At 63.0% G+C, this 18,179-nt stretch carries 23 protein-coding genes; 14 read left to right on the top strand and 9 right to left on the bottom strand.

Annotated elements, in window-relative coordinates; genetic code table 11:
- Positions 1–4: 4 nt before the first annotated feature.
- The gene (locus AC5RU3_RS10720; protein ID WP_458115866.1) at positions 5–760 is read right to left on the bottom strand and encodes a MerR family transcriptional regulator; all 756 of its coding nucleotides are present in this window, start codon (positions 758–760) and stop codon (positions 5–7) included.
- Between the two features lie 76 nt (positions 761–836).
- Here AC5RU3_RS10720 and AC5RU3_RS10715 point away from each other — a divergent pair, with 76 nt between their 5' ends.
- The 8 genes from AC5RU3_RS10715 (at position 837) to AC5RU3_RS10680 (ending at position 7,614) form a co-directional block, all read left to right on the top strand.
- Positions 837–1,316, top strand: a complete 480-nt coding sequence (locus AC5RU3_RS10715; protein ID WP_493965494.1) for a nucleoside deaminase — start codon at positions 837–839, stop codon at positions 1,314–1,316.
- A 98-nt stretch (positions 1,317–1,414) separates the two neighbouring features.
- Positions 1,415–2,530, top strand: a complete 1,116-nt coding sequence (locus tag AC5RU3_RS10710; protein WP_309070246.1) for an AI-2E family transporter — start codon at positions 1,415–1,417, stop codon at positions 2,528–2,530.
- A gap of 49 nt (positions 2,531–2,579) precedes the next feature.
- Positions 2,580–3,914 (top strand): APC family permease, encoded by a 1,335-nt coding sequence (locus AC5RU3_RS10705; protein WP_493965493.1) that lies wholly within the window; start codon positions 2,580–2,582, stop codon positions 3,912–3,914.
- Positions 3,915–3,928: 14 nt separating this feature from the next.
- Entirely contained in the window at positions 3,929–4,666 is a 738-nt protein-coding gene (locus AC5RU3_RS10700) for a hypothetical protein (RefSeq protein WP_458115869.1), read from the top strand.
- Positions 4,663–6,294, top strand: a complete 1,632-nt coding sequence (locus AC5RU3_RS10695; RefSeq protein WP_493965492.1) for a RecQ family ATP-dependent DNA helicase — start codon at positions 4,663–4,665, stop codon at positions 6,292–6,294. The genes AC5RU3_RS10700 and AC5RU3_RS10695 overlap by 4 nt, the downstream gene beginning before the upstream one ends.
- Positions 6,291–6,995: a catalase family protein gene (locus AC5RU3_RS10690; protein WP_493965491.1), complete on the top strand. Its 705-nt coding sequence runs from the start codon at positions 6,291–6,293 to the stop codon at positions 6,993–6,995. The genes AC5RU3_RS10695 and AC5RU3_RS10690 overlap by 4 nt, the downstream gene beginning before the upstream one ends.
- Before the next feature lie 3 nt (positions 6,996–6,998).
- Positions 6,999–7,202 (top strand): hypothetical protein, encoded by a 204-nt coding sequence (locus AC5RU3_RS10685; protein WP_309070251.1) that lies wholly within the window; start codon positions 6,999–7,001, stop codon positions 7,200–7,202.
- Between the two features lie 73 nt (positions 7,203–7,275).
- On the top strand, positions 7,276–7,614 hold the full coding sequence (locus tag AC5RU3_RS10680) for a DUF6504 family protein (protein WP_309070252.1): 339 nt from the start codon (positions 7,276–7,278) through the stop codon (positions 7,612–7,614).
- A 5-nt stretch (positions 7,615–7,619) separates the two neighbouring features.
- Here the strand turns inward: AC5RU3_RS10680 and AC5RU3_RS10675 are convergent, their stop codons facing one another.
- Positions 7,620–8,702, bottom strand: a complete 1,083-nt coding sequence (locus tag AC5RU3_RS10675) for an LLM class flavin-dependent oxidoreductase (protein WP_493965490.1) — start codon at positions 8,700–8,702, stop codon at positions 7,620–7,622.
- The gene (locus tag AC5RU3_RS10670; protein ID WP_309123828.1) at positions 8,699–9,331 is read right to left on the bottom strand and encodes an isochorismatase family protein; all 633 of its coding nucleotides are present in this window, start codon (positions 9,329–9,331) and stop codon (positions 8,699–8,701) included. The genes AC5RU3_RS10675 and AC5RU3_RS10670 overlap by 4 nt, the downstream gene beginning before the upstream one ends.
- 129 nt (positions 9,332–9,460) lie before the next feature.
- On the opposite strand from AC5RU3_RS10670, the gene AC5RU3_RS10665 reads away from it, so the two are divergent.
- Positions 9,461–10,423, top strand: a complete 963-nt coding sequence (locus tag AC5RU3_RS10665) for a GlxA family transcriptional regulator (RefSeq protein WP_493965489.1) — start codon at positions 9,461–9,463, stop codon at positions 10,421–10,423.
- A gap of 45 nt (positions 10,424–10,468) precedes the next feature.
- Here AC5RU3_RS10665 and AC5RU3_RS10660 read toward each other — a convergent pair whose 3' ends face one another.
- Entirely contained in the window at positions 10,469–11,545 is a 1,077-nt protein-coding gene (locus AC5RU3_RS10660; protein ID WP_309070256.1) for a winged helix DNA-binding domain-containing protein, read from the bottom strand.
- Positions 11,546–11,594: 49 nt separating this feature from the next.
- Here AC5RU3_RS10660 and AC5RU3_RS10655 point away from each other — a divergent pair, with 49 nt between their 5' ends.
- The 3 genes from AC5RU3_RS10655 to AC5RU3_RS10645 all read left to right on the top strand — a co-directional run bounded on the left by AC5RU3_RS10655 (position 11,595) and on the right by AC5RU3_RS10645 (position 13,388).
- Complete coding sequence (locus tag AC5RU3_RS10655; protein ID WP_493965488.1) at positions 11,595–12,257, top strand: alpha/beta hydrolase family protein; 663 nt, start codon at positions 11,595–11,597, stop codon at positions 12,255–12,257.
- 29 nt (positions 12,258–12,286) lie between these two features.
- Positions 12,287–13,048, top strand: a complete 762-nt coding sequence (locus tag AC5RU3_RS10650; protein ID WP_493965487.1) for an alpha/beta hydrolase — start codon at positions 12,287–12,289, stop codon at positions 13,046–13,048.
- 103 nt (positions 13,049–13,151) lie between these two features.
- Positions 13,152–13,388: a YegP family protein gene (locus AC5RU3_RS10645; protein WP_493965486.1), complete on the top strand. Its 237-nt coding sequence runs from the start codon at positions 13,152–13,154 to the stop codon at positions 13,386–13,388.
- Here AC5RU3_RS10645 and AC5RU3_RS10640 read toward each other — a convergent pair.
- Positions 13,375–13,776 (bottom strand): ArsR/SmtB family transcription factor, encoded by a 402-nt coding sequence (locus tag AC5RU3_RS10640; protein ID WP_493965485.1) that lies wholly within the window; start codon positions 13,774–13,776, stop codon positions 13,375–13,377. The genes AC5RU3_RS10645 and AC5RU3_RS10640 overlap by 14 nt on opposite strands.
- 190 nt (positions 13,777–13,966) lie before the next feature.
- Between AC5RU3_RS10640 and AC5RU3_RS10635 the strand changes: the two genes are divergently transcribed.
- On the top strand, positions 13,967–14,530 hold the full coding sequence (locus tag AC5RU3_RS10635; RefSeq protein WP_493965484.1) for a dihydrofolate reductase family protein: 564 nt from the start codon (positions 13,967–13,969) through the stop codon (positions 14,528–14,530).
- A gap of 46 nt (positions 14,531–14,576) precedes the next feature.
- Here the strand turns inward: AC5RU3_RS10635 and AC5RU3_RS10630 are convergent, their stop codons facing one another.
- Both AC5RU3_RS10630 and AC5RU3_RS10625 read right to left on the bottom strand, forming a co-directional pair.
- A complete protein-coding gene (locus tag AC5RU3_RS10630; RefSeq protein WP_493965483.1) occupies positions 14,577–14,792 on the bottom strand; it encodes an Rv3202a family protein in 216 nt (71 codons plus the stop codon).
- 54 nt (positions 14,793–14,846) lie between these two features.
- Positions 14,847–15,260, bottom strand: coding sequence for a CBS domain-containing protein (locus tag AC5RU3_RS10625; protein ID WP_309070267.1), 414 nt, complete (start codon positions 15,258–15,260; stop codon positions 14,847–14,849).
- Between the two features lie 174 nt (positions 15,261–15,434).
- Between AC5RU3_RS10625 and AC5RU3_RS10620 the strand changes: the two genes are divergently transcribed.
- The gene (locus tag AC5RU3_RS10620) at positions 15,435–15,980 is read left to right on the top strand and encodes a GNAT family N-acetyltransferase (RefSeq protein WP_493965482.1); all 546 of its coding nucleotides are present in this window, start codon (positions 15,435–15,437) and stop codon (positions 15,978–15,980) included.
- Positions 15,981–15,992: 12 nt separating this feature from the next.
- Here the strand turns inward: AC5RU3_RS10620 and AC5RU3_RS10615 are convergent, their stop codons facing one another.
- Together AC5RU3_RS10615 and AC5RU3_RS10610 are read right to left on the bottom strand one after the other, a co-directional pair.
- Positions 15,993–17,108 (bottom strand): Gfo/Idh/MocA family protein, encoded by a 1,116-nt coding sequence (locus AC5RU3_RS10615; protein ID WP_493965481.1) that lies wholly within the window; start codon positions 17,106–17,108, stop codon positions 15,993–15,995.
- A gap of 16 nt (positions 17,109–17,124) precedes the next feature.
- Positions 17,125–18,144 carry a LacI family DNA-binding transcriptional regulator gene (locus tag AC5RU3_RS10610; RefSeq protein WP_458115880.1) on the bottom strand — a complete coding sequence of 340 codons (1,020 nt, stop codon included), beginning with the start codon at positions 18,142–18,144 and terminating at the stop codon, positions 17,125–17,127.
- Between the last annotated feature and the right edge of the window lie 35 nt (positions 18,145–18,179).

Raw genomic sequence — 18,179 nt, 5'->3', positions numbered from 1 at the left:
GCCGCTACAGCCGGTGGTCAGCGAAGACCTTCAGTGCGTCACGCACGAACTCCGCGCCCTTCCGGCCGCCGTAGTTCGCTGCGAAGCGATCGTCAGCGACGTACATGTCGCCGAGGCCCACGAAGTACTCCTTCGACGGCCGACCGTCAGACGAGGGCAGGCCCGGGACACCGGACAGCCACTCGAAGTGCCGGCGTGCCAGTTCCTGCGCAGCGTCACTGTCAGGCGCAATCCCTTGTTCCGCGGCGGCAGTCCAGTCAGCGCCGAGCTGCGCCGTACGCGCCTTGTACTGCGTGCGTTCAGCCTCGCTCATGCCTCGCCACCAGCGATCTCCGGTCGCATACGCCTCGGCGCCCCACCGTTCCTCAACTTCGTCCTTGTACCGGGTGTGGTCGAAACCGTCGAACATGTTTTCTGCCATGAGTTGTTCACCTCCTTCCAGTTGGTCGATGGTCAGTGAAACCGACGCGATCTGCCGCGCCAGCCGCTCCTGTTCCTGTCTCAGCAGCTCCAGGTGCTTCCGGAGGGCGCGAGCAGGCTCAGCTTCCCGGTTCAGCACTTTCGTGATAGCAGGTAGCCCCAACCCCAGGCCGCGCAGCAGGAGGATCCGTTGCAGACGCACCAGGGCGTCGTCGTCGTAATAGCGGTAGCCGTTGCTGCCCACCCGCGACGGGCGCAACAGCCCCAGCCGGTCATAGTGCCGCAGCGTGCGGCTCGTGGTTCCCACCAGCCTCGCTACGTCCTGTATCGAGCGGTCCATGTGCCCTCCTGCCTTGTTTGTTCACCGTATAGGTTGACGTAGCGTCAAGGTCAACAGCCAGGTGTAGGGTTCCAGCATGAGCACTGTGGAGGAGCAGTTCCTCGCCCGCGCCATAGCCCTCGCAACCCAGAATGTGTACGACGGGGGTGGCCCCTTCGGTGCCCTCATCGTCACCCCGGACGGGCGTGCTTTCGAGGGCGCCAACCGGGTGACGGCAAACAATGATCCAACCGCCCACGCCGAAGTGATGGCGATCAGGAACGCGTGTTCATCCCTCGGTACGTTCGACCTGACGGGCTGCACTCTCTACACCAGTTGCGAGCCGTGCCCTCTATGCCTGGCGGCCGCACTCTGGGCGCGCGTCGACAGCATTTCCTTCGCGGCCGATCGGCAGGATGCAGCCAAGGCAGGATTCGACGACGCCGTGTTCTACGAATTCTTCGAAGCACCCGTTGCAGAACGCTCCATGCAGGTGCGGCAAATGGAGCTTCCTGACTCAGCGAGCGCCGAACCGTTTCGCGCCTGGGCTGACCTCCCCGACCGCATCGATTACTGACGCTCGGACCAACCTGTCTCCAGCCGCCCGGAAAATACACAGTATGCTTAGCAATTAGTTTGACGGCATACAGGTTTATTCCTCGGGAAGGGCAACACATGGCAGGTTCCCACCTACACAGCACCCGCTCCAGCCCGTGGGCTGACGGCCTGGGACGCACTGGTTCCCGGGCCGCTCAGATCCTGCTGATTCTCACTCTGGCGGTGGTCGCAATCTACGGGCTGCTGCAAATCCGCCTGCTGGTGATTCCCGTCATCATCGCGCTGATTCTCGCGGCAGCCATAGGCCCGTTCGTGAATCTCCTGCGCCGCCGAGGGGTGCCCGGCGCACTCGCCACAGCCATAGCGTTCCTGGCCCTGCTGGTCGTTCTCTCAGGGATCATTACGATCATCGTGCTTTCGGTCCGCAGCCAGGCTGATGAACTGATCGCCGCCGCCACCGAAGGCCTGGATGAGCTTCAGGCCTTCCTCACGAGCGGGCCGTTCCCGATCTCCCCGGAGCAACTCGGCGAGGCACGTACCGCGATCATCGACTACGCGACGAGCGCGCAGTTCCGGTCGGGTGCGATCTCGGGTGTCTCCGTTGTGGCGGAATTCCTTACCGGTGCCACCCTGACCGCCGTGATCCTCTTCTTCTTCCTGAAAGACGGCAAGAAGATCTGGGAATTCTTCCTCCGCCCCTTCAAGGGCGAGCGCGAACAGAAACTGCGTCGTTCGGGAGCCCGTACCCTCGAGGTACTCGGTAGCTATGTCCGAGGAACAGCGATCGTCGCCCTGGTGGACACCGTTGCTATCGGCATCGCGCTGCTGATCCTCGGTGTACCTCTGGCCATTCCGCTCGCGATGATCGTCTTCATCGGTGCCTTCATCCCACTGGTGGGCGCCACCATCGCCGGCGTTCTGGCAGCGCTCGTCGCGCTGGTGGCCAACGGCCCGATTGTCGCCCTCATAGTGGTCGGCGTCGTCATCGCCGTCAACCAGTTGGAAGGTGACCTACTGCAGCCGATCGTCATGGGCAAGTCGCTGCGGCTTCATGCACTGGTGATCCTGCTGGCCCTGACCGCCGGAACCATCCTCGCCGGCATCATCGGCGCCGTCCTGTCCGTGCCGATAGCCGCCGTGACCTGGGCGGTCCTGCAGGTGTGGACGGCGGAAGACCCGAGGATGGAGCCGTTGAATCCGGACATGCCGCCGGCCGGATCAGAACCCACCTGAGCCGAGCACACTAGAAACTGCAGGATCACTACCGAGTAGGACGCACACGATGACCACCGAAACCGCCGCCCCTTCAAAGCTCCGGCAAGGAATCTCCGGCAAGCTGCTCTACCTGTTCATCCTTGGTGACGTACTCGGCGCCGGCGTCTACGCGCTGGTCGGTGTCATCGCAGCTGAGGTTGGTGGGGCCATCTGGGTGCCACTGGTTGTTGCACTGGCACTGGCGCTCCTCACCGCGGGTTCCTACGCGGAGCTCGTGACCAAATACCCGAAGGCAGGCGGTGCTGCGGTCTTCGCCCAGCGGGCATACAAGACCCCGTTCATCTCATTCCTGGTGGGGTTCTGCATGCTCGCGGCCGGGGTCACCAGTGCTGCCGGCCTGGCCCTCGCCTTCACGGGTGATTACCTCTCCGCCTTCATTGCCGTGCCGCCGGCCTGGGCCGCCGTCGTTTTCCTTGTCCTGCTGGCGTTGCTGAATGCCCGCGGCATCAAGGAGTCAGTCCGCTCCAACGTGGTGATGACTGTCATCGAGGTTTCCGGACTGGTGCTGGTCATCGTCCTAGTGGCTGTCTTCCTCGGCCAGGGCAATGGCAATCCCGAGCAAATCTCACAGTTCCCGGCCAACGCCAATCCGGCAGTTGCCGTCCTGGGAGCGTCCCTCATCGCCTACTACTCCTTCGTGGGCTTCGAAGTGTCGGCGAATGTCGCGGAGGAAGTACGCAATCCGGCCCGCGTGTACCCGAAAGCCCTGTTCGGAGCCCTCGCCACCGCAGGCGCCGTGTACCTGCTGATCGGCCTGGTATCCGCGGCCGCGCTGCCCGCCGAGGACCTCGCAGGGTCCACCGCGCCCCTCCTCGACGTTGTCAACGCCACAGGCTTCGGCATCCCGCCGTGGTTGTTCAGTTTGATCGCCCTCGTCGCTGTCGCCAACGGCGCACTGCTGACCATGATCATGGCGAGCCGGCTGACCTTCGGCATGGCCGAGGAAGGGCTCCTGCCCTCGGTACTCGGTAAGGTGCTACCCAACCGCCGCACTCCGTGGGTGGCCATCATTGCGACGACGGCGATCGCCATGGCACTGACCCTCACCGGTGACCTTGCTTCGCTGGCCGAGACAGTCGTCCTGCTCCTGCTCTTCGTGTTCATCAGCACGAACGTCGCGGTCCTAGTGCTCCGCCGGGACCGGGTGGAGCACCAGCATTTCCGCATCCCGACGGTGATCCCCTACCTGGGTGTCGCTTCCTGCCTGGTGCTCCTCACCCAGCAGTCGGCGGAGATCTGGCTGCGCGCGGCGATTCTGATCGGTGTAGGTGTTGTCCTCTACGTCATCAGCACCGTCGTCTCAAAGCGGACCAACGCCGGCCAGCAGGCTGAGACGCGGTAGCTGTGGGCCTTGCTTTGACGGGATCCCTGGTCATCGCTCTGGTGCTGGCCGGATTGCACCTGGCCGCTCCACGGATCCGCAAGCTGCCCCTCGTACCCGAGGGTGTAACTGGTTCGTTTGCGGGAGGACTCGCGGTTGCCTACGTCTTCCTACACCTGCTGCCGGAAATCGCCGAGGGCAACGAGGCGGTCGGCGACCTGCTCGAAGACACCATTGAGGTCACCCCGCTTTTCGACCTGGGGATCTTCGTCGTGGCTCTCACCGGCTTTACTGTCTTCTACGGTCTGGACCGCCTCGCGACCACCCGACGGAGACGCGGACGCCGCGATTCCGCAGGAGCCTACTGGGTTCACCTCGGTGCTTTTGCCTTCTACAACACGCTCATCACCTACACGATGGCTCTGCGCGTCGAGACTGGTTATCTGTTCGCGATCCTTTTTGCCATCGCGATGGGTCTCCACTTCGTGCTCACGGACCGCCATCTTGAGGAGCACTACCCGCACCGGTTCGCGTCGAGCGGCCGGCTCGTTCTTGCGGGCGCGCTGCTTCTTGGTTGGCTGTTGTCGGCGGTCTTTGCGCCGACAAGCACAGTGGTGGTTGCCATCCTCACAGCGTTGCTCGGCGGATCGGTACTCCTGAACGTTTTTCGGGAGGAGTTGCCGTCGAACCGCGGATCAAGCTTCCCCTGGTTCCTTGGTGGCCTCATCATCTACTCAATCCTTCTTGCTCTCATTACGGCGGTTGCAGAATGAATCCGAAACTCGATCAGACCGCGCGGGAACTCTTCGGCTGGGACTCCCTTCTTCCGGGACAACGCAAGGCACTGAACGCGGCCGACGACGGCAGGAATCTCCTCTGCGTCCTCCCCACCGGCTATGGCAAATCGGCCATCTATCAGGTGGCGGCCATGTCAGTTCCGGGAGTCGCCGTCGTCGTTTCGCCGTTGATCTCGCTGCAGCGGGACCAGGTGGAAGCCATCAACGAGGCGCTCGGCGAAGTTCGCGCGTACGTGCTGAACTCGACAGCGTCCGACGCCGAGGTCGACGAAGCATGGGCAGCCGCCGAGGACTCCGACGAAGAGCGTCGCGCCAAGTTCCTGTTCCTCGCGCCGGAGCAACTGGCACGGGAAGAGGTAAGCGAGCGGCTCAAGGCCCTGGACGTGTCATTCCTCGTCATCGACGAAGCCCACTGCGTCTCCGCCTGGGGTCACGACTTCCGGCCGGATTACCTTCAGCTGGGTTCCCTCGTGCGGCGACTCAAGCGGCCGGTTATCGCACTGACCGCAACAGCCTCACCCCCTGTTCGGCAGGAAATCCTCGAAAGGCTGAAGCTCGACGACGCACTCGTCATCGCGGAAGGTTTCGATCGACCGAACCTGCACCTCAGCGTTCACCAGCACGAGTCGGAGCGGGACAAGAAGCACGCAGTCCTTGAGCAGGTGACCTCGCGTGAAGGCCAGGGACTGCTGTACACCGCCACGCGCCGGCAGACGGACGAATACGCACAGGAGCTGAGGGATGCGGGCCTGCGTGCTGATGCGTACCACTCAGGACGGAAGAAATCTGAGCGAACGGCATTGCATGACGCATTCCACGCCGGTGAACTGGACGTCGTGGTGGCTACCACCGCGTTCGGCATGGGCATCGACAAGCCCGACGTACGGTTCGTCATCCATTCCGACATTCCAGATTCTCTCGACAGCTACTACCAGGAAGTGGGTCGGGCGGGGCGAGACGGGGATCCTGCCGACGTCGTGCTGCATTATCGCCAGGAGGATCTCGGGATCCGGCGGTTCTTCGCAGCCAAGAGCGTGCAGGAGGATGGCCTCCGCGAACTGCTCGCTGCGCTCCGGTCGGCCGATGGCTCTCTTGATGCCGCGGGCATCCGGGAAGCAACCGGACTGACTCAGCGGAAGCTGTCGGGACTGCTGAATCAACTGCTTGAGGTGGGGGCTGTCCGAGAGCGCAGCGGGAAGTATCGGGCTGCAGCAGATGACGCGGACCAGGTGATTGCCGACGTCGTCGAGCATCGCAAACGGCGGCAGGAGGTGGACCGCTCACGGGTGGAGATGGCGCGGCAGTACGCCGAGTACCGGGGGTGCCGTCGCCGGTTCCTGCTCGGCTACTTCGGCGAGGAGCGCGAAGGCCTGTGCGATGCCTGCGACAACTGCGACACCGGCCGCTCCGCCGATCACCACGAAGAGGTCGAAAACCAGCCCTTCGCGCTGCAGAGCACCGTGCGCCACGGGGAGTGGGGCGAGGGCGTGGTCATGGGCTACGAAAACGACGTCGTCACCGTACTGTTCGAGGAGCACGGCTACAAGTCATTATCCGTACCGCTCGTTGAAGAGAAGAAGCTGCTGAAAGAGGTGCACTCGTGAAAGCCCTGCCCGTGCTATCAAGGGCGGGAGGACACGGGTTAAAAGCGGTCTTCGCCGGGATGAAGGTGTTCAGGCCGCACCGGCCGATTCACTCCCACGGCGTGTTGCTCGAGGGCACCCTTACCCATTCGCGGGTCTTCAGCGGCGAGGAATGGCTGGACAATTCCGATGAGGAGCAGGTTCTTGCGCGCGTCTCCCGCTCAGTGGGACTGCCGGATGCCCTGCCCGACGTCGTCGGCCTGGCTTTGCGTATCGGTGAGGCCGATGTGTTGCTGTCCACGACCGGAGGCGGGGTGCCCGGGCGCTTCATGATCCTTCCGCGTCGCTCGGTAGTGGACGGACCGTTCACCTCACTGATGCCATTCCGCGGAAGCGGCGGGCCAGTCTTGCTGGCCGTGCGCCGGGAGGGTCCTGGCCCGGACCTCAGGACCCTTTCCGAGCTTCGCTCCTACGACGGCGAACTCCAGTGGGGCCTGCATTACAGCTGGCTGCGCGGTCCCTGGACCCGCTCCGGCACTCTACGGCTGAGGGTGTGTGACGATCAACACCGGGACCCCCGGTTCGACCCGATAGGACACCCTCCAGCAGGCCTCAGCTCCTACACATGGGCTCGAGAATTGCGGGTTCCGTCATACGCTCTCGCGCAAGAAACACAGCATGGCTACACTTCGGAGAAGAACACCGCTCAGCCCCGAAAGTGATCCATGGAAACCAACCACAAGATTTCCCCGGAAGACCCCTTCCCCGAAGACCTAACGGTCCTGGACGACGTCGAGGTGGAAGTGCTCAACAGCCGGATCCACCGGGAGCTTGAGGCCGAATACGCGGAGGGCTTCCCAGAGCCCGAAACCGAAGCACGGCTTGAGGAAGTCAACCTCGAGCTGAACCGCCGTGAGCAGGAGGGCTGAGCGGGCTCACCCGGATGACTTAATCGAAAATCTGTTCTAGTTTTAAACCCGGCACTGAAGAAGGTGAAGGGTTATGACGGCGCAGCACATCGAAGAGGTCCAGCCGGGTTCGCGGTCCCTCAATGAGGAGGCTGACGTACGTTTCACCTCCAGGGGCGCACCCCTGGCGCTTCGCTGGCGGGCGAGCATCTGGCAGGTGCTCGGGGAGCCCATGCACTGGACCAGTTCCCGGAGTTGGTGGGAACCGGGCCAGGCCGGAAAAATGGGGCAAGGCAGCGTCATGACGCTGCAGTACTGGCGCTTCCGGGCGCAGACGGGACCGGCGTCCCCCATCCTTGTTTTCGATATCTGCAGCGACCCGCGATGGGAGGGCTGGCGTCTGGTGCGCATCACGAACCTCGGTGCGGGGTGATGCGGTTACAGGCTGGTCGCCCCGGTGGTACTCATGCTGTAGTGGTCGGCCACCAGTTCCAGAGTGCGTGATTGGGCACGGCGGGAGTGCCCCTGAACGACAAGCATGATTTCGTCGACGCGAGTGTGAGCGTGGAGCTCCTCGAGGCTTTTTGCCACCTGCTCCGGTGTCCCGTGCAGCGTCTGATCGGTGTACTCATCGAGGATCGCTTGTTCCTGCGTGCTGGCGCGGAAAAGTTCGACTTCCTCAGGGGGAAGCACGGAAAAGGTCTTGCGCTGGAACATCCTGAGCATCGCCATGGCCAACGTCGCAGATTGGCGGCGCGCCTCGACTGGGTCTTCGTCAGCAATCACTCCGACGCTGACCAAGCTATAGGGTTCAGCGAGGCACCTCGACGGGCGGAAGTTCTCCCGGTAGATGCGCAGGGCGTTGAGTACATCGGCGCGCCCGAATTGAAGTGCGAAGGCATAGGGTCGACCGAGTTCGGCAGCCAACCGTGCTGAATAGACTGAGGATCCAAGGAGCCAGAGGTCAGCGGTAGTCGTCTCGCCGGGGAGCCGGTTCTGCTCGGCCTGCCATGGTCCAGGCACCGCCGGAACATTCCGGTAGGGGTGGTCCTGCGGGAAGTCGTTGTTCAGAAATCCAAGGAGCTCGGCAATCTGTTCAGGGAACGCATCGTTGCCCGCGTGGTGGCGGCGCAGCGCGGCGGCTGTTCCCGCGTCCGTACCGGGCGCTCGCCCCAAGCCGAGGTCGATCCGCCCGGGTGCAAGCGCGCTCAGCATGCCAACCTGCTCTGCGATGACCAGCGGTACATGGTTGGGAAGCATGATCCCGCCCGCTCCCAGTCTTATTCGCTGCGTTTCTCCGATGAGGCGCGCCACCATGAGCTGTGGTGACGAAATGGAAGCTCCGGGCATGGCGTGGTGCTCAGACATCCAGAACCGTCGGTAACCCCGCTCGTCCGCCAGCTTCGCCAACGCAACTACATCGGCGAGTGTCTCCCCCGCGGAGTAGCCCACACCGGTGAGGGCATTGTCGAGGACGGACAGCGCGAAAGGTGCGGTGCCCGAGAAGTGTGCATGGTTCACGAAGCGCGCTCAGCCCCAGCCATGGCAGAACTACCCAGGTCGCTTCCCTGCAGCGCTTCCTGCGCGTTGACGGCACTGATCCAGGCATCGGTGGTGCCCACCTGAGCCCAGTTCGAATTCAACAGGGTGAGCAGGGTGGTGTGCACCGTCTTCGCATCGACGAAGCCGGCGTCATTGGCGAGGTTGATCGCCCCGGTGGCGTCAGAAAGCACTTCGGTGGTGAACCCAATCGCTTCAGCCTCAACGGCCGAGCCCAGGATGCAGTTATTCGTCATGTATCCGACAAGGGTGACGGTGTCGACGTCGTTCTGGCGGAGCCAGTCGGTCAGGTCGGTACCGGCGTACACAGAGCCGTACTGCTTCACGACGCTCTTCCACTCACCCGTCCGCCGGCTCTCGACTTCGGGGTGCAGTTCGAATTCAGGAGAACCGGGCGCGAAGACGGGAGCACCCTCACCGGCGGTGTGCTGAATGACCGCGATTGGCATGCCCGCCGCGGTGGCGGTGTCGATTGCCGCTGCGACTCGCGGCAGAGATTCTTCATGCGCAGGGTACTGGATCTCAAAGATGCCGCCGAAATACTGCTGCTGAACATCAACGAGGACGAGGGCACGGCGCGGAGTAGCCATAGTTCACAATCTCCCGGGTAGAGGTAACCGGCCTGATGGCCATGAATCAATCGTCCCGGCAAGCGCCGAGGGCCGACAGTGGCACAACGGCACATGTACGATGGATTTAGGCCAAGAATGGAGCCCTACATGCGTATCGCTGTTTACGCCTTCCATGGTGTGACGATGTTCCATCTCGCCGTCCCGCAGATGGTGTTCGATGAGGTCACCCGGCAGGGGCTCGCCGACTGGACCACAGTGCTTTTCTCGGATCACCCCGGCTCGGTCCGCACTGCCGAGGGTTACGAATTGGGAGGCGTGCAGGGACCCGAGGTCGCCGAGGACGCTGACGTAGTGGTGGTGCCCTCCTGGTTCGACGACGGCCGCCCGCTCAGCGGTGGTCTGCGCTCAGCGCTGCAGATCGCTCATGAGCGCAACACCGCAGTCCTCGGACTGTGCCTCGGAGCGATCGCCGTCGCCGACGCGGGCCTTCTCGCCGGACGCCGTGCCGTTACCCATTGGCAGGCATTCACGACCCTGGCTGACCGGCACCCGGATATCTCCCTCGACCAATCCGTGCTGTACATCGACCACGGCGACGTCCTCACGTCAGCGGGAACGGCATCGGGGCTCGACGCATGCCTGCATATCGTGCGGAACCGATTGGGAGCGGACGCTGCCAATCAGGTGGCGCGCAGTCTGGTCGTCGCTCCACACCGCGAGGGTGGACAGGCGCAGTACATCGAGCACCCTGTCCCGGAGCGGGCCGGTGACGATCCCATCGCACGCGTACTTGAATGGTCGCTGGCCAATCTTCGTGAACCGCTTACAGTAGAGCGCTTGGCTGACCAGGCACACATGAGCCGCCGAACCTTCGTCCGCGCGTTCCGCGCGAAGACCGGGGCAACGCCGGCAGGCTGGATTCGCAGCCATCGGCTCGATGCCGCCAGGAGACTCCTGGAGACCTCGGACTTGTCCATAGACCAGATCGCGGCCGACTGCGGCTTCGGCAATGCCGTGACCTTCCGGCAGAACTTCGGAGCGGCCTTCTCCACCACTCCTACCGAATACAGACGCCGGTTCACCACGCGTCCTGGTCCGACGACGCGTTGATAGAAGTCGGCCATGGGCTTACCGCTTTCGCACGGTGGCACCGTATCAGGAGGTGAGGAAGCGCTCGTAGGCCGCAATGGCGACGTCAAACACATGGGTGTCACTGATGTCGCTCTCCAGGAAGGGCGAGATATCAGCGGTCGAGTTGCCGGGGCTTCGACGCCACGTGCCAACAGCCTCCCCCTCCAGAACAAGGGTGGGCTTGAAGACCCCGTTCTTGGCCAGCATGACGCGCGCTGCGTATTCGCGGGGAAGCGTCAAAGCCCTGTCCTGATAACCGAGAATGTATTCGTCATAGCCAGGCAGCAGGAGCCCCCGCTGGGGGCTTGATTCCGGCACCAGTTCGGCGGCGGCCCAGTAGGTCGCGCCGTCGTAGACGTACTCCGTCAACTCGCTGCGGGCGAGCGCCAGCCCCTGCTTGGCGTCAGCGACGGTGAGCTTGGACCACCAGACGAAGTCGTGCAGCGTTGCAGGACCATGGCCTGTGAAGTAGCCGAGGACAAACCGTCGAAGCGCCTCGTCCCGATCCGGTTTCAGGCCCTCGGACGGCGCCCATTCGTCGAGGAGCACCAGGGCTTGCTGGCTTCCGGCGGGAGGTCCCCAACAGACGACCTGGGTATGCGCGAGGTACCAAATGATGTGATATCCGCGTTGACCGGCCGGGGAGATACCGGCCCGGTCCAGGGTTTCAAGGAACTCATCGCGCGGAAGTTCGAGGCCCCCTGCGAGCGCCTCACGCGCTACGTCTCCGGCGCCCTCAAGGGTCCGCTGGTCCAACTCCAGCTCACCCAGGCGCCTCGTCGCCGACCTCAGCATCCGCTCACCGGTCAGGCTCAACATCCAGCGAAGGTCGGCTGGACGCACGAAGTGCAGGGTTCCTCGGATCGGATAAGAACGCACTACCTCGGCGCTGTCAAGAACGGCAAGGATGTCCTCCCGACTGGATCCGGGCACGCGCAAACCGACTGCCCACAGCGCCTGCCCGAACTCCTGTGCCTGCACAGCGAGCAGTCTGCTGACCACATCCACAGCGCCCGGTGCGGAACCGTCGTCGTTTGTGGCGGAAAAGTGACTGGCCAGCCGGAGCTGCACCAGGTGGTCCCGGGTTATCGGCGCTGCCATGGCTCAAGTATGCGTCGAACAGAAGCCGAACCTACGGCATGATGGGCAGATGGCTTCCTCAGAGCGCTTCACGCTACAGGTTGACGGCGCTGATTTCACCTGCGCGTACTTCCGGCCGGACGGGGCCACCGCGACCGTCGCGATCGCACACGGGGCCGGCGCCGGCATGGATCACCCCTTCCTGATCGGCTTCAGTGATGCCCTGAACGCTGCGGGACTGGCCACGATGCGCTTCAACTTCCCCTACATGGATCAGGGCAGGCGGTTCCCGGACCGGCCTCCGAAAGCGATCGCCGCCTGGCGCGAAGTGATGGCCAGCGCCGCAGAGCGCTCCGACGGCGAACCGGTGTGGGCCTGCGGGAAGTCCTTCGGCGGGCGCATGGCATCCATGGCCGTGTCCGAGGGTATGGAGGCAGCAGGCCTCGCGTTCCTCGGATATCCCCTTCACCCGCCGGGGAAACCGGAGAAAATTCGCGATGAGCATCTGTACAGCGTCGGAGCTCCCATGTTGTTCCTTCAGGGCAGCAATGACTCCTTCGCCCGGAAGGACCTTTTGGACGCCGTGATCTCGAAACTCGAGGGAAGGGCAACCCTGCAATCAGTGCCCGACGCCGACCACTCCTTTGCAGTCAAAGGCACCAGGCGGAGCCCTCAGGAGATCGGCGCGTCACTCGCGCCGGCACTGGTGTCGTTCATCGCGCGTAATGCCTGACCGTCAGCTTGAATGGGTACGGTGAAACTATGCCAATTTCAGTCCCTTCGAACCTGACGTTCATTCCCGCCCGAGACGGCGAGGACACTCCCCGACCGGCCATCCTTGTTCTGCCGGGCGGCGGATACGGGCAAACCTCAGCCCACGAAGGAGAACCCGTCGCTGAATGGCTCGCCGGCCTTGGCGTGCACGCTTTCGTGCTCCGGTACCGGGTTGCACCTCATCAGCACCCGGCACCGTTGTCCGACGCGAAGGAGGCGATGCTGTGGATCCGCGGCGGGGAGCACGGGATAGCCGTCGACGCTGACCGTGTCGGAGTCCTGGGGTTCTCTGCAGGTGGGCATCTCGCGGCAACCCTCTCTACAGACACCCCATGCGGGGATCCACATCTGGACGTCACCGGAGCAATTCCTGACCTTTCGGTCCTCTGCTACCCGGTGGTGTCGTTCATCGATGCAGTCCATCAGGGAAGCATCGACAATCTGCTGGGCGGGTCGCCGTCGTCGGACCTCCTCCAACGAATGTCGGCGGAACTGAACGTCACCAGCACAACGCCGCCGGCATTTCTCTGGCACACCGCCGACGACGAGCCCGTTCCCGTGGAGAACACCTTCGCCTATGCCCGCGCGCTCGTGCGGAACAATGTGCCGGTGGAGGTGCATGTCTTCCCGCACGGGGCCCATGGGCTCGGCCTGGGAGAGGGCGAAGCCGGCCCGGATGAGTGGACCGCCTTGTGCGGCAAGTGGTTGAACCGGCACGGCTGGGCTCACCCAGGGCTCCCCATTTCCTAGGTTTTCCTTGTAAAGCGCGTCACACGCCTTCCCTTCGTTCCGGTTTGATGAAAACATAAAGTCCTCAGGCGCAACGTGGCGCCGGCACCTCGGGGGAGGAAATTTGGCAGGGAACTTTGAAATCTTCAGGGACGATGACGCGCTATACCGCTTTCGACTCATCGACGAGGATGGGTGCGTGCTGGTAACGTCCTCGGGCTACGACCGGAAGCGGGAGGCTGTGACGGCCATCACCGCGGTACGCGAGAATGCTGCGATGGGGCACATCCGCGATCATTCGGAGCCCGCTACCCGACGGCCGCTCGTGCGCCATGTGAAGCGCCGCGCTACTGCCTCGTAATCGTTGACGGCTTGGGAGTATCGACCGCAGGCTCCTGGGGGGCAGTCCATTCGCTGGCGAGCAACTGCTGCTGGGTCGACTCCAGAACCTCTCCCAGCAGCATCTTCGCAGTGGCGAGAAGTTCGGCGACCCTTGGGTAGGCGAGACTGTAGAACACCTGGCTGCCACGGCGCTCCGACACAACGAGGTGATGTGTTTTCAAGACGGAAAGGTGCTGTGAAAGACGCGAGGCCTCAACGTTCATATCCAGGATGAGGTCAGTCACCGATACGTCGGGTGCAGCCGAAAGAATCTCGAGAACGCGCACGCGCACCGGATGCGCCATACCTTTGAACAGGTTGGCTTTCACTTCATACAGCGGTCTGTGCGCTCCCGGAAAAGTTTCCAAGGATCAGAGTCCTTCGCGTGCAAGGAACCGGCTGGACAGATGTCGAGAACAATCCCTACGAAGCCCGTCGGCGGTTGCCGGGGCGTTTGAGCACTTCATCATATCGTCAACAGTTACCCGCCGGTAGGTTCGCACGCTTTATTTCTGCCGAGCCTTTCCTTTCGCCCGCGGGTGGTGTCGAATATCCCGTATGGCACGGCTAATCTACTCCATGATCGGTTCCCTCGACGGTTACGTCGCGGACAGTTCCGGCAACTTCGACTGGGCCGAGCCTGACGAAGAGGTCCTGGAATACCTGAACGAGCAGGAACGATCGGTCGGCACCTACCTCTACGGGCGGCGAATCTACGAGTTGATGACGGTGTGGGAATCTGATCCTGGGGCCGTGGCCGACACGCCGCAGTCCGTCGAATTCGCGAACATCTGGCAGGCTGCGGACAAGATTGTCTACTCCACCAGCCTCGAGTCAGCTTCGACGTCCAGGACCCGGATTGAACGGACGTTCGATCCCGCCGCAGTGGAGGACCTGAAACAATCCTCCTCGTCCGACATCGGTATTGCCGGACCGACGCTCGCCGCGTCTGCCTTCCGTGCGGGCCTCGTTGACGAGTTCTATCTGCTGTTGAATCCCGTGATCATCGGCGGAGGGCTCAGCATCTTTCCGCCGGACCTCACCCTGGAGCTCCGGCTGAAGTCCAGCCGCCGCTTTGGGAACGGCACAGTAGCACTGCAGTACGACGTCGGCCGCAGGTGATCCTGCGTCCGCCCGCCCAGGGCGGGCGGACGGAAGAATGGGACTCTCAGGCGGGCTCTTCGTCAATCGGTCCGCGCGGGTAATCGTCGTCGCCCGTCACTGAACGAGCCTGTTCAACGACGTCGGCTTCGTTTGCCTCCCGGGGCGTTGTTCCCAGAAGTCCGTCGCCGTCATCGTCGGGTGTTTCGTCAGTGACCTCCTGCTGCTGTTCAAGCCGGTCGGCGTCATTGGCGGTGAATATGTCCTTGGCATCGGTGGGCATTGCACATCCTCCTCGACCCTCAGGTGCTCCTCCACTTCCCCCTGGAGGAATGGTTCAGTAGGAGATCAACTCGACGAGTTCACCTACCCGGTCCTCGGGGTAGTTCCGGGCAATATCGGCCTGGCTCAGCATGCCGACGAGGTCGTGTCCGTCGATCACGGGTAGCCGTCGGACCTGGTGGTCGGCCATGGTCTTGATGGCTTCCTCGATGCTGTCATCCGCACCGATCGTCACGGGCTTTCCCTCGGCGAGCTCGCCGGCTTTGACCTCGCGCGGGTCGGACCCGCCGGCAAGGCACTTGACCACGATGTCCCGGTCCGTAAGGACACCCTTGAGCCGGTTGTCCTCCCCACAGATGGGCAGTGACCCGACATCCAGGTCTTTCATCTTCCGGGCCGCTTCTTCCAGGGTTTCGTTCTCGCCGATGCACTCTGCACCACCGGTCATGATGTCGCGTGCGGTTGTCATCATCAGTCCCTTCTCCTGCGTAATGGTTTGTGGACAGCACAGGTCCGGCAAGATGAGTGGGACCTGTGCCTACGATCATAAGCAAGCTTGCTATCGTTGTGAAGAGGTGCCGGCCGGGCCGCCCCACTCGCTGGGATCGGGCTCCAGAATCACCGATGTGAGGAGTGCTTGATCGTGCAGAACACCGAGGACGCAGTCCTCCGACGATGGACCGTCGACGATGCCGAGTCCCTTCGCCGCGCCGAAGCTGCAAGCGACGATCTCCGCATTCAACTGGGACAACGGAACCTCTCAAACCTCGAAGTGTGCCGGCAACACATCGAGAACCAGCTCGGAGTGGAGAGCGCATCCGCTCGCCATTTCGCCGTCGCCGTAGGGGGTGCTGCGGTGGGCGACATTGGAATCACCTCGATGGAGTTCGAGCACGGGACCGCCTGGGTTTCCTATTGGCTGAGCGCCGAGTTCCGCGGCCGCGGCCTCATTACCCGGGGCCTCGCCGCCGCATCGGAATGGGCATTTTCAGAGGGCCTGTTCCGGTTGGAACTGGGCCACCGCGTCAACAATCCCGCGTCCTGCAGAGTTGCAGCACGGGCCGGGTTTCGGGCTGAAGGCATCGAGCGGGCCAAACTCCGCTACGGCGTCGAGCGCTATGACGTCGAAACGCACGCCAGGCTCGCTACGGATCCGCGCCCGGAAGGGATCATCCCGCTGCCCTGCTGAACAGAGCGCGCGTTACCTCGTTGGTGCCAACCCCACAGATCGCCGTCCCGTTGAGATAAGCGGTTGGTCATTGGGGTACTGGATGCCCACCTGGGTCCGGACAGAATCGAGCAGGTCCATGGTGGAAATCGAGTCCGCCCACGGCATGGTGGGACTCTCAACCATTCCCTCCTGAATGCATCGTGTAACCTCACGAAGCTGGTACACGTAATTGCTTCCGATCTGAGCGAAGGCTTCGACCCGTGAAACGCCGTCGTTCGTTGTAATGGTGAGCTCGGACGGGTTGCACTGAGGCGTCGAGGCGGTCAGCCATCCCGCGTTTCCGCTTACTGTCGCGGTTCCGGGACAGGACGCGACAATCGAGGTGATCAGCTGCGCGGTCGCACCGGTTTCATAGGAAAGCGTCAGTGCATTTCCCTTGTCCACGCCGTCGTCTGTGAGAGTCGCCTGGGCCAGCACCTCGGCGGGGAAACCCAGGGCGCCGAAAGCCCAGGTGAGAGGATAGACCGCCAGGTCCAGCAGGGCTCCCCCGCCCGCGGACGGATCCCAGAGACGGGACCGGCGGTCATAGGCGGCAACGAAACCCAAGTCCGCCTGAACCCACTGAATCTCTCCGAGTTCCCCCGAGGCAATGATGTCCCACGCCCGGTTGATGCTCGGGAGAAATCGCGTCCAAACTGCTTCCATCAGGAAGACGCCGTTGGTGCGGGCAACCTCTGCCAGTACGCGGGCCTCTGCAGCGTTCAAAGTCAACGGCTTCTCGCACAAAACGTGCTTGCCGGCAGTCAGCGCCGCTTCTGCCACCTCCCGGTGCTGGGCATGAGGGGCCGCGATGTAAACGACGTCGACGTCCGGGTCGGCGAACAGCCGCTCGTACCCGGTGAGACCTTGGGCGTCATGGTAGCTGGACTCGAAGCCGAAATCGTTCGCGAATCCCGCTGCGTTGGCTTCGCTGCGCGAACTCACTGATTGCAACACGGAATCCTCAAGCAGTGCGAGGTCGGCTGTGACGCGGCGGGCTATCTGACCCGGAGCAACGACGCCCCAGCGGAGCCTGTCCCCGGTAGCAGCCAGGGGGTTGACGCCGGGTTCGGCGCACGGCGGAACGGGCAACAGATGTTGGCGCATAGTCTTCCTTCAGAACTCAGGCGGAACCGCGGACCACCAGGGAGGTGGGCAGCAGGGTTGCTCGCTCGGCCGGACCGCCCTCGATCAACGAGAGAAGGTTCTCAGCCATTCGGTGTCCCATCTCAACGATGGGGTGGTGAATAGTAGTCAGTGCAGGGGTCAGGGATGTAGCGAACGAGTCGTCATCAAAGCCGACAACCGCTATATCCGCCGGGATGCTGATGTTACGTTCAGCCAGCACTGCGTAGGCGCCCGCAGCCATCTGGTCGTTGGCAGCGAAAAGCCCGTCGATTTTTTGGCCGCGGTCAAGCAGCCTGCGCATTGCCTCCTGCCCGGAAGCCTCCGTGAAATCTCCGACCTCAACGAGTGAGGTGTCGAGCCGGGCGGAGCGCAGCGCCGCTTCCCAGCCCCGCAACCGGTCGATGCCCGCATACATGTCCTGTGGTCCGGTGATTGTCGCGATGGACGTTCGGCCCGCATCGATGAGATGTTGTGCGGCGCGGGATGCCGCAGCGAAGTTGTCGACCTCAACGAAGTAGCTCTCGCGTTCGGCCTTGAAGGGGCGTCCGGCGAAGACCACTGGGAGGGATTCGCTGATTCTGGTCCAGGAGTGATCCCCACTGTGGTGCGAGACCACCAGCGCACCGTCAACGTTCCCTCCCAGCAGGTAGCTTCTGGTCTTTTCAGGACGAGCTTCAGACGAAACGATCATTGTGAGCGTGTACTTGGTCTCCACCAACGTCTGTGCGATGCCTTCGACGATGGTGGCGAAAAACGGATCGGCGAATACCTTCGACGTCGACTCGGGAACAACTACGGCAACTGAATTGGTGCGCCTGCTCGCGAGAGACCGCGCAGCACGGTTGGGAATGTAGTTGAGGGTGGAAATCGCGTTCTGCACGGATTTCACGATGTCCGGGTCCACGTTCGGTGCATCGTTGACGACCCTGGACACAGTCGACCGCGAGACGCCGGCCAGCGCTGCAACCATCTCAAGCGTTGGCACTGGCCGGGTACGGCTTGCGTCTGTCTTCACAATTTCTCTCCGTGCGTGGTGCTGAAACTTATCGG

Source organism: Arthrobacter sp. MDB1-55, from assembly GCF_059092925.1.
This window is presented reverse-complemented; position numbering and strand designations above follow the sequence as displayed.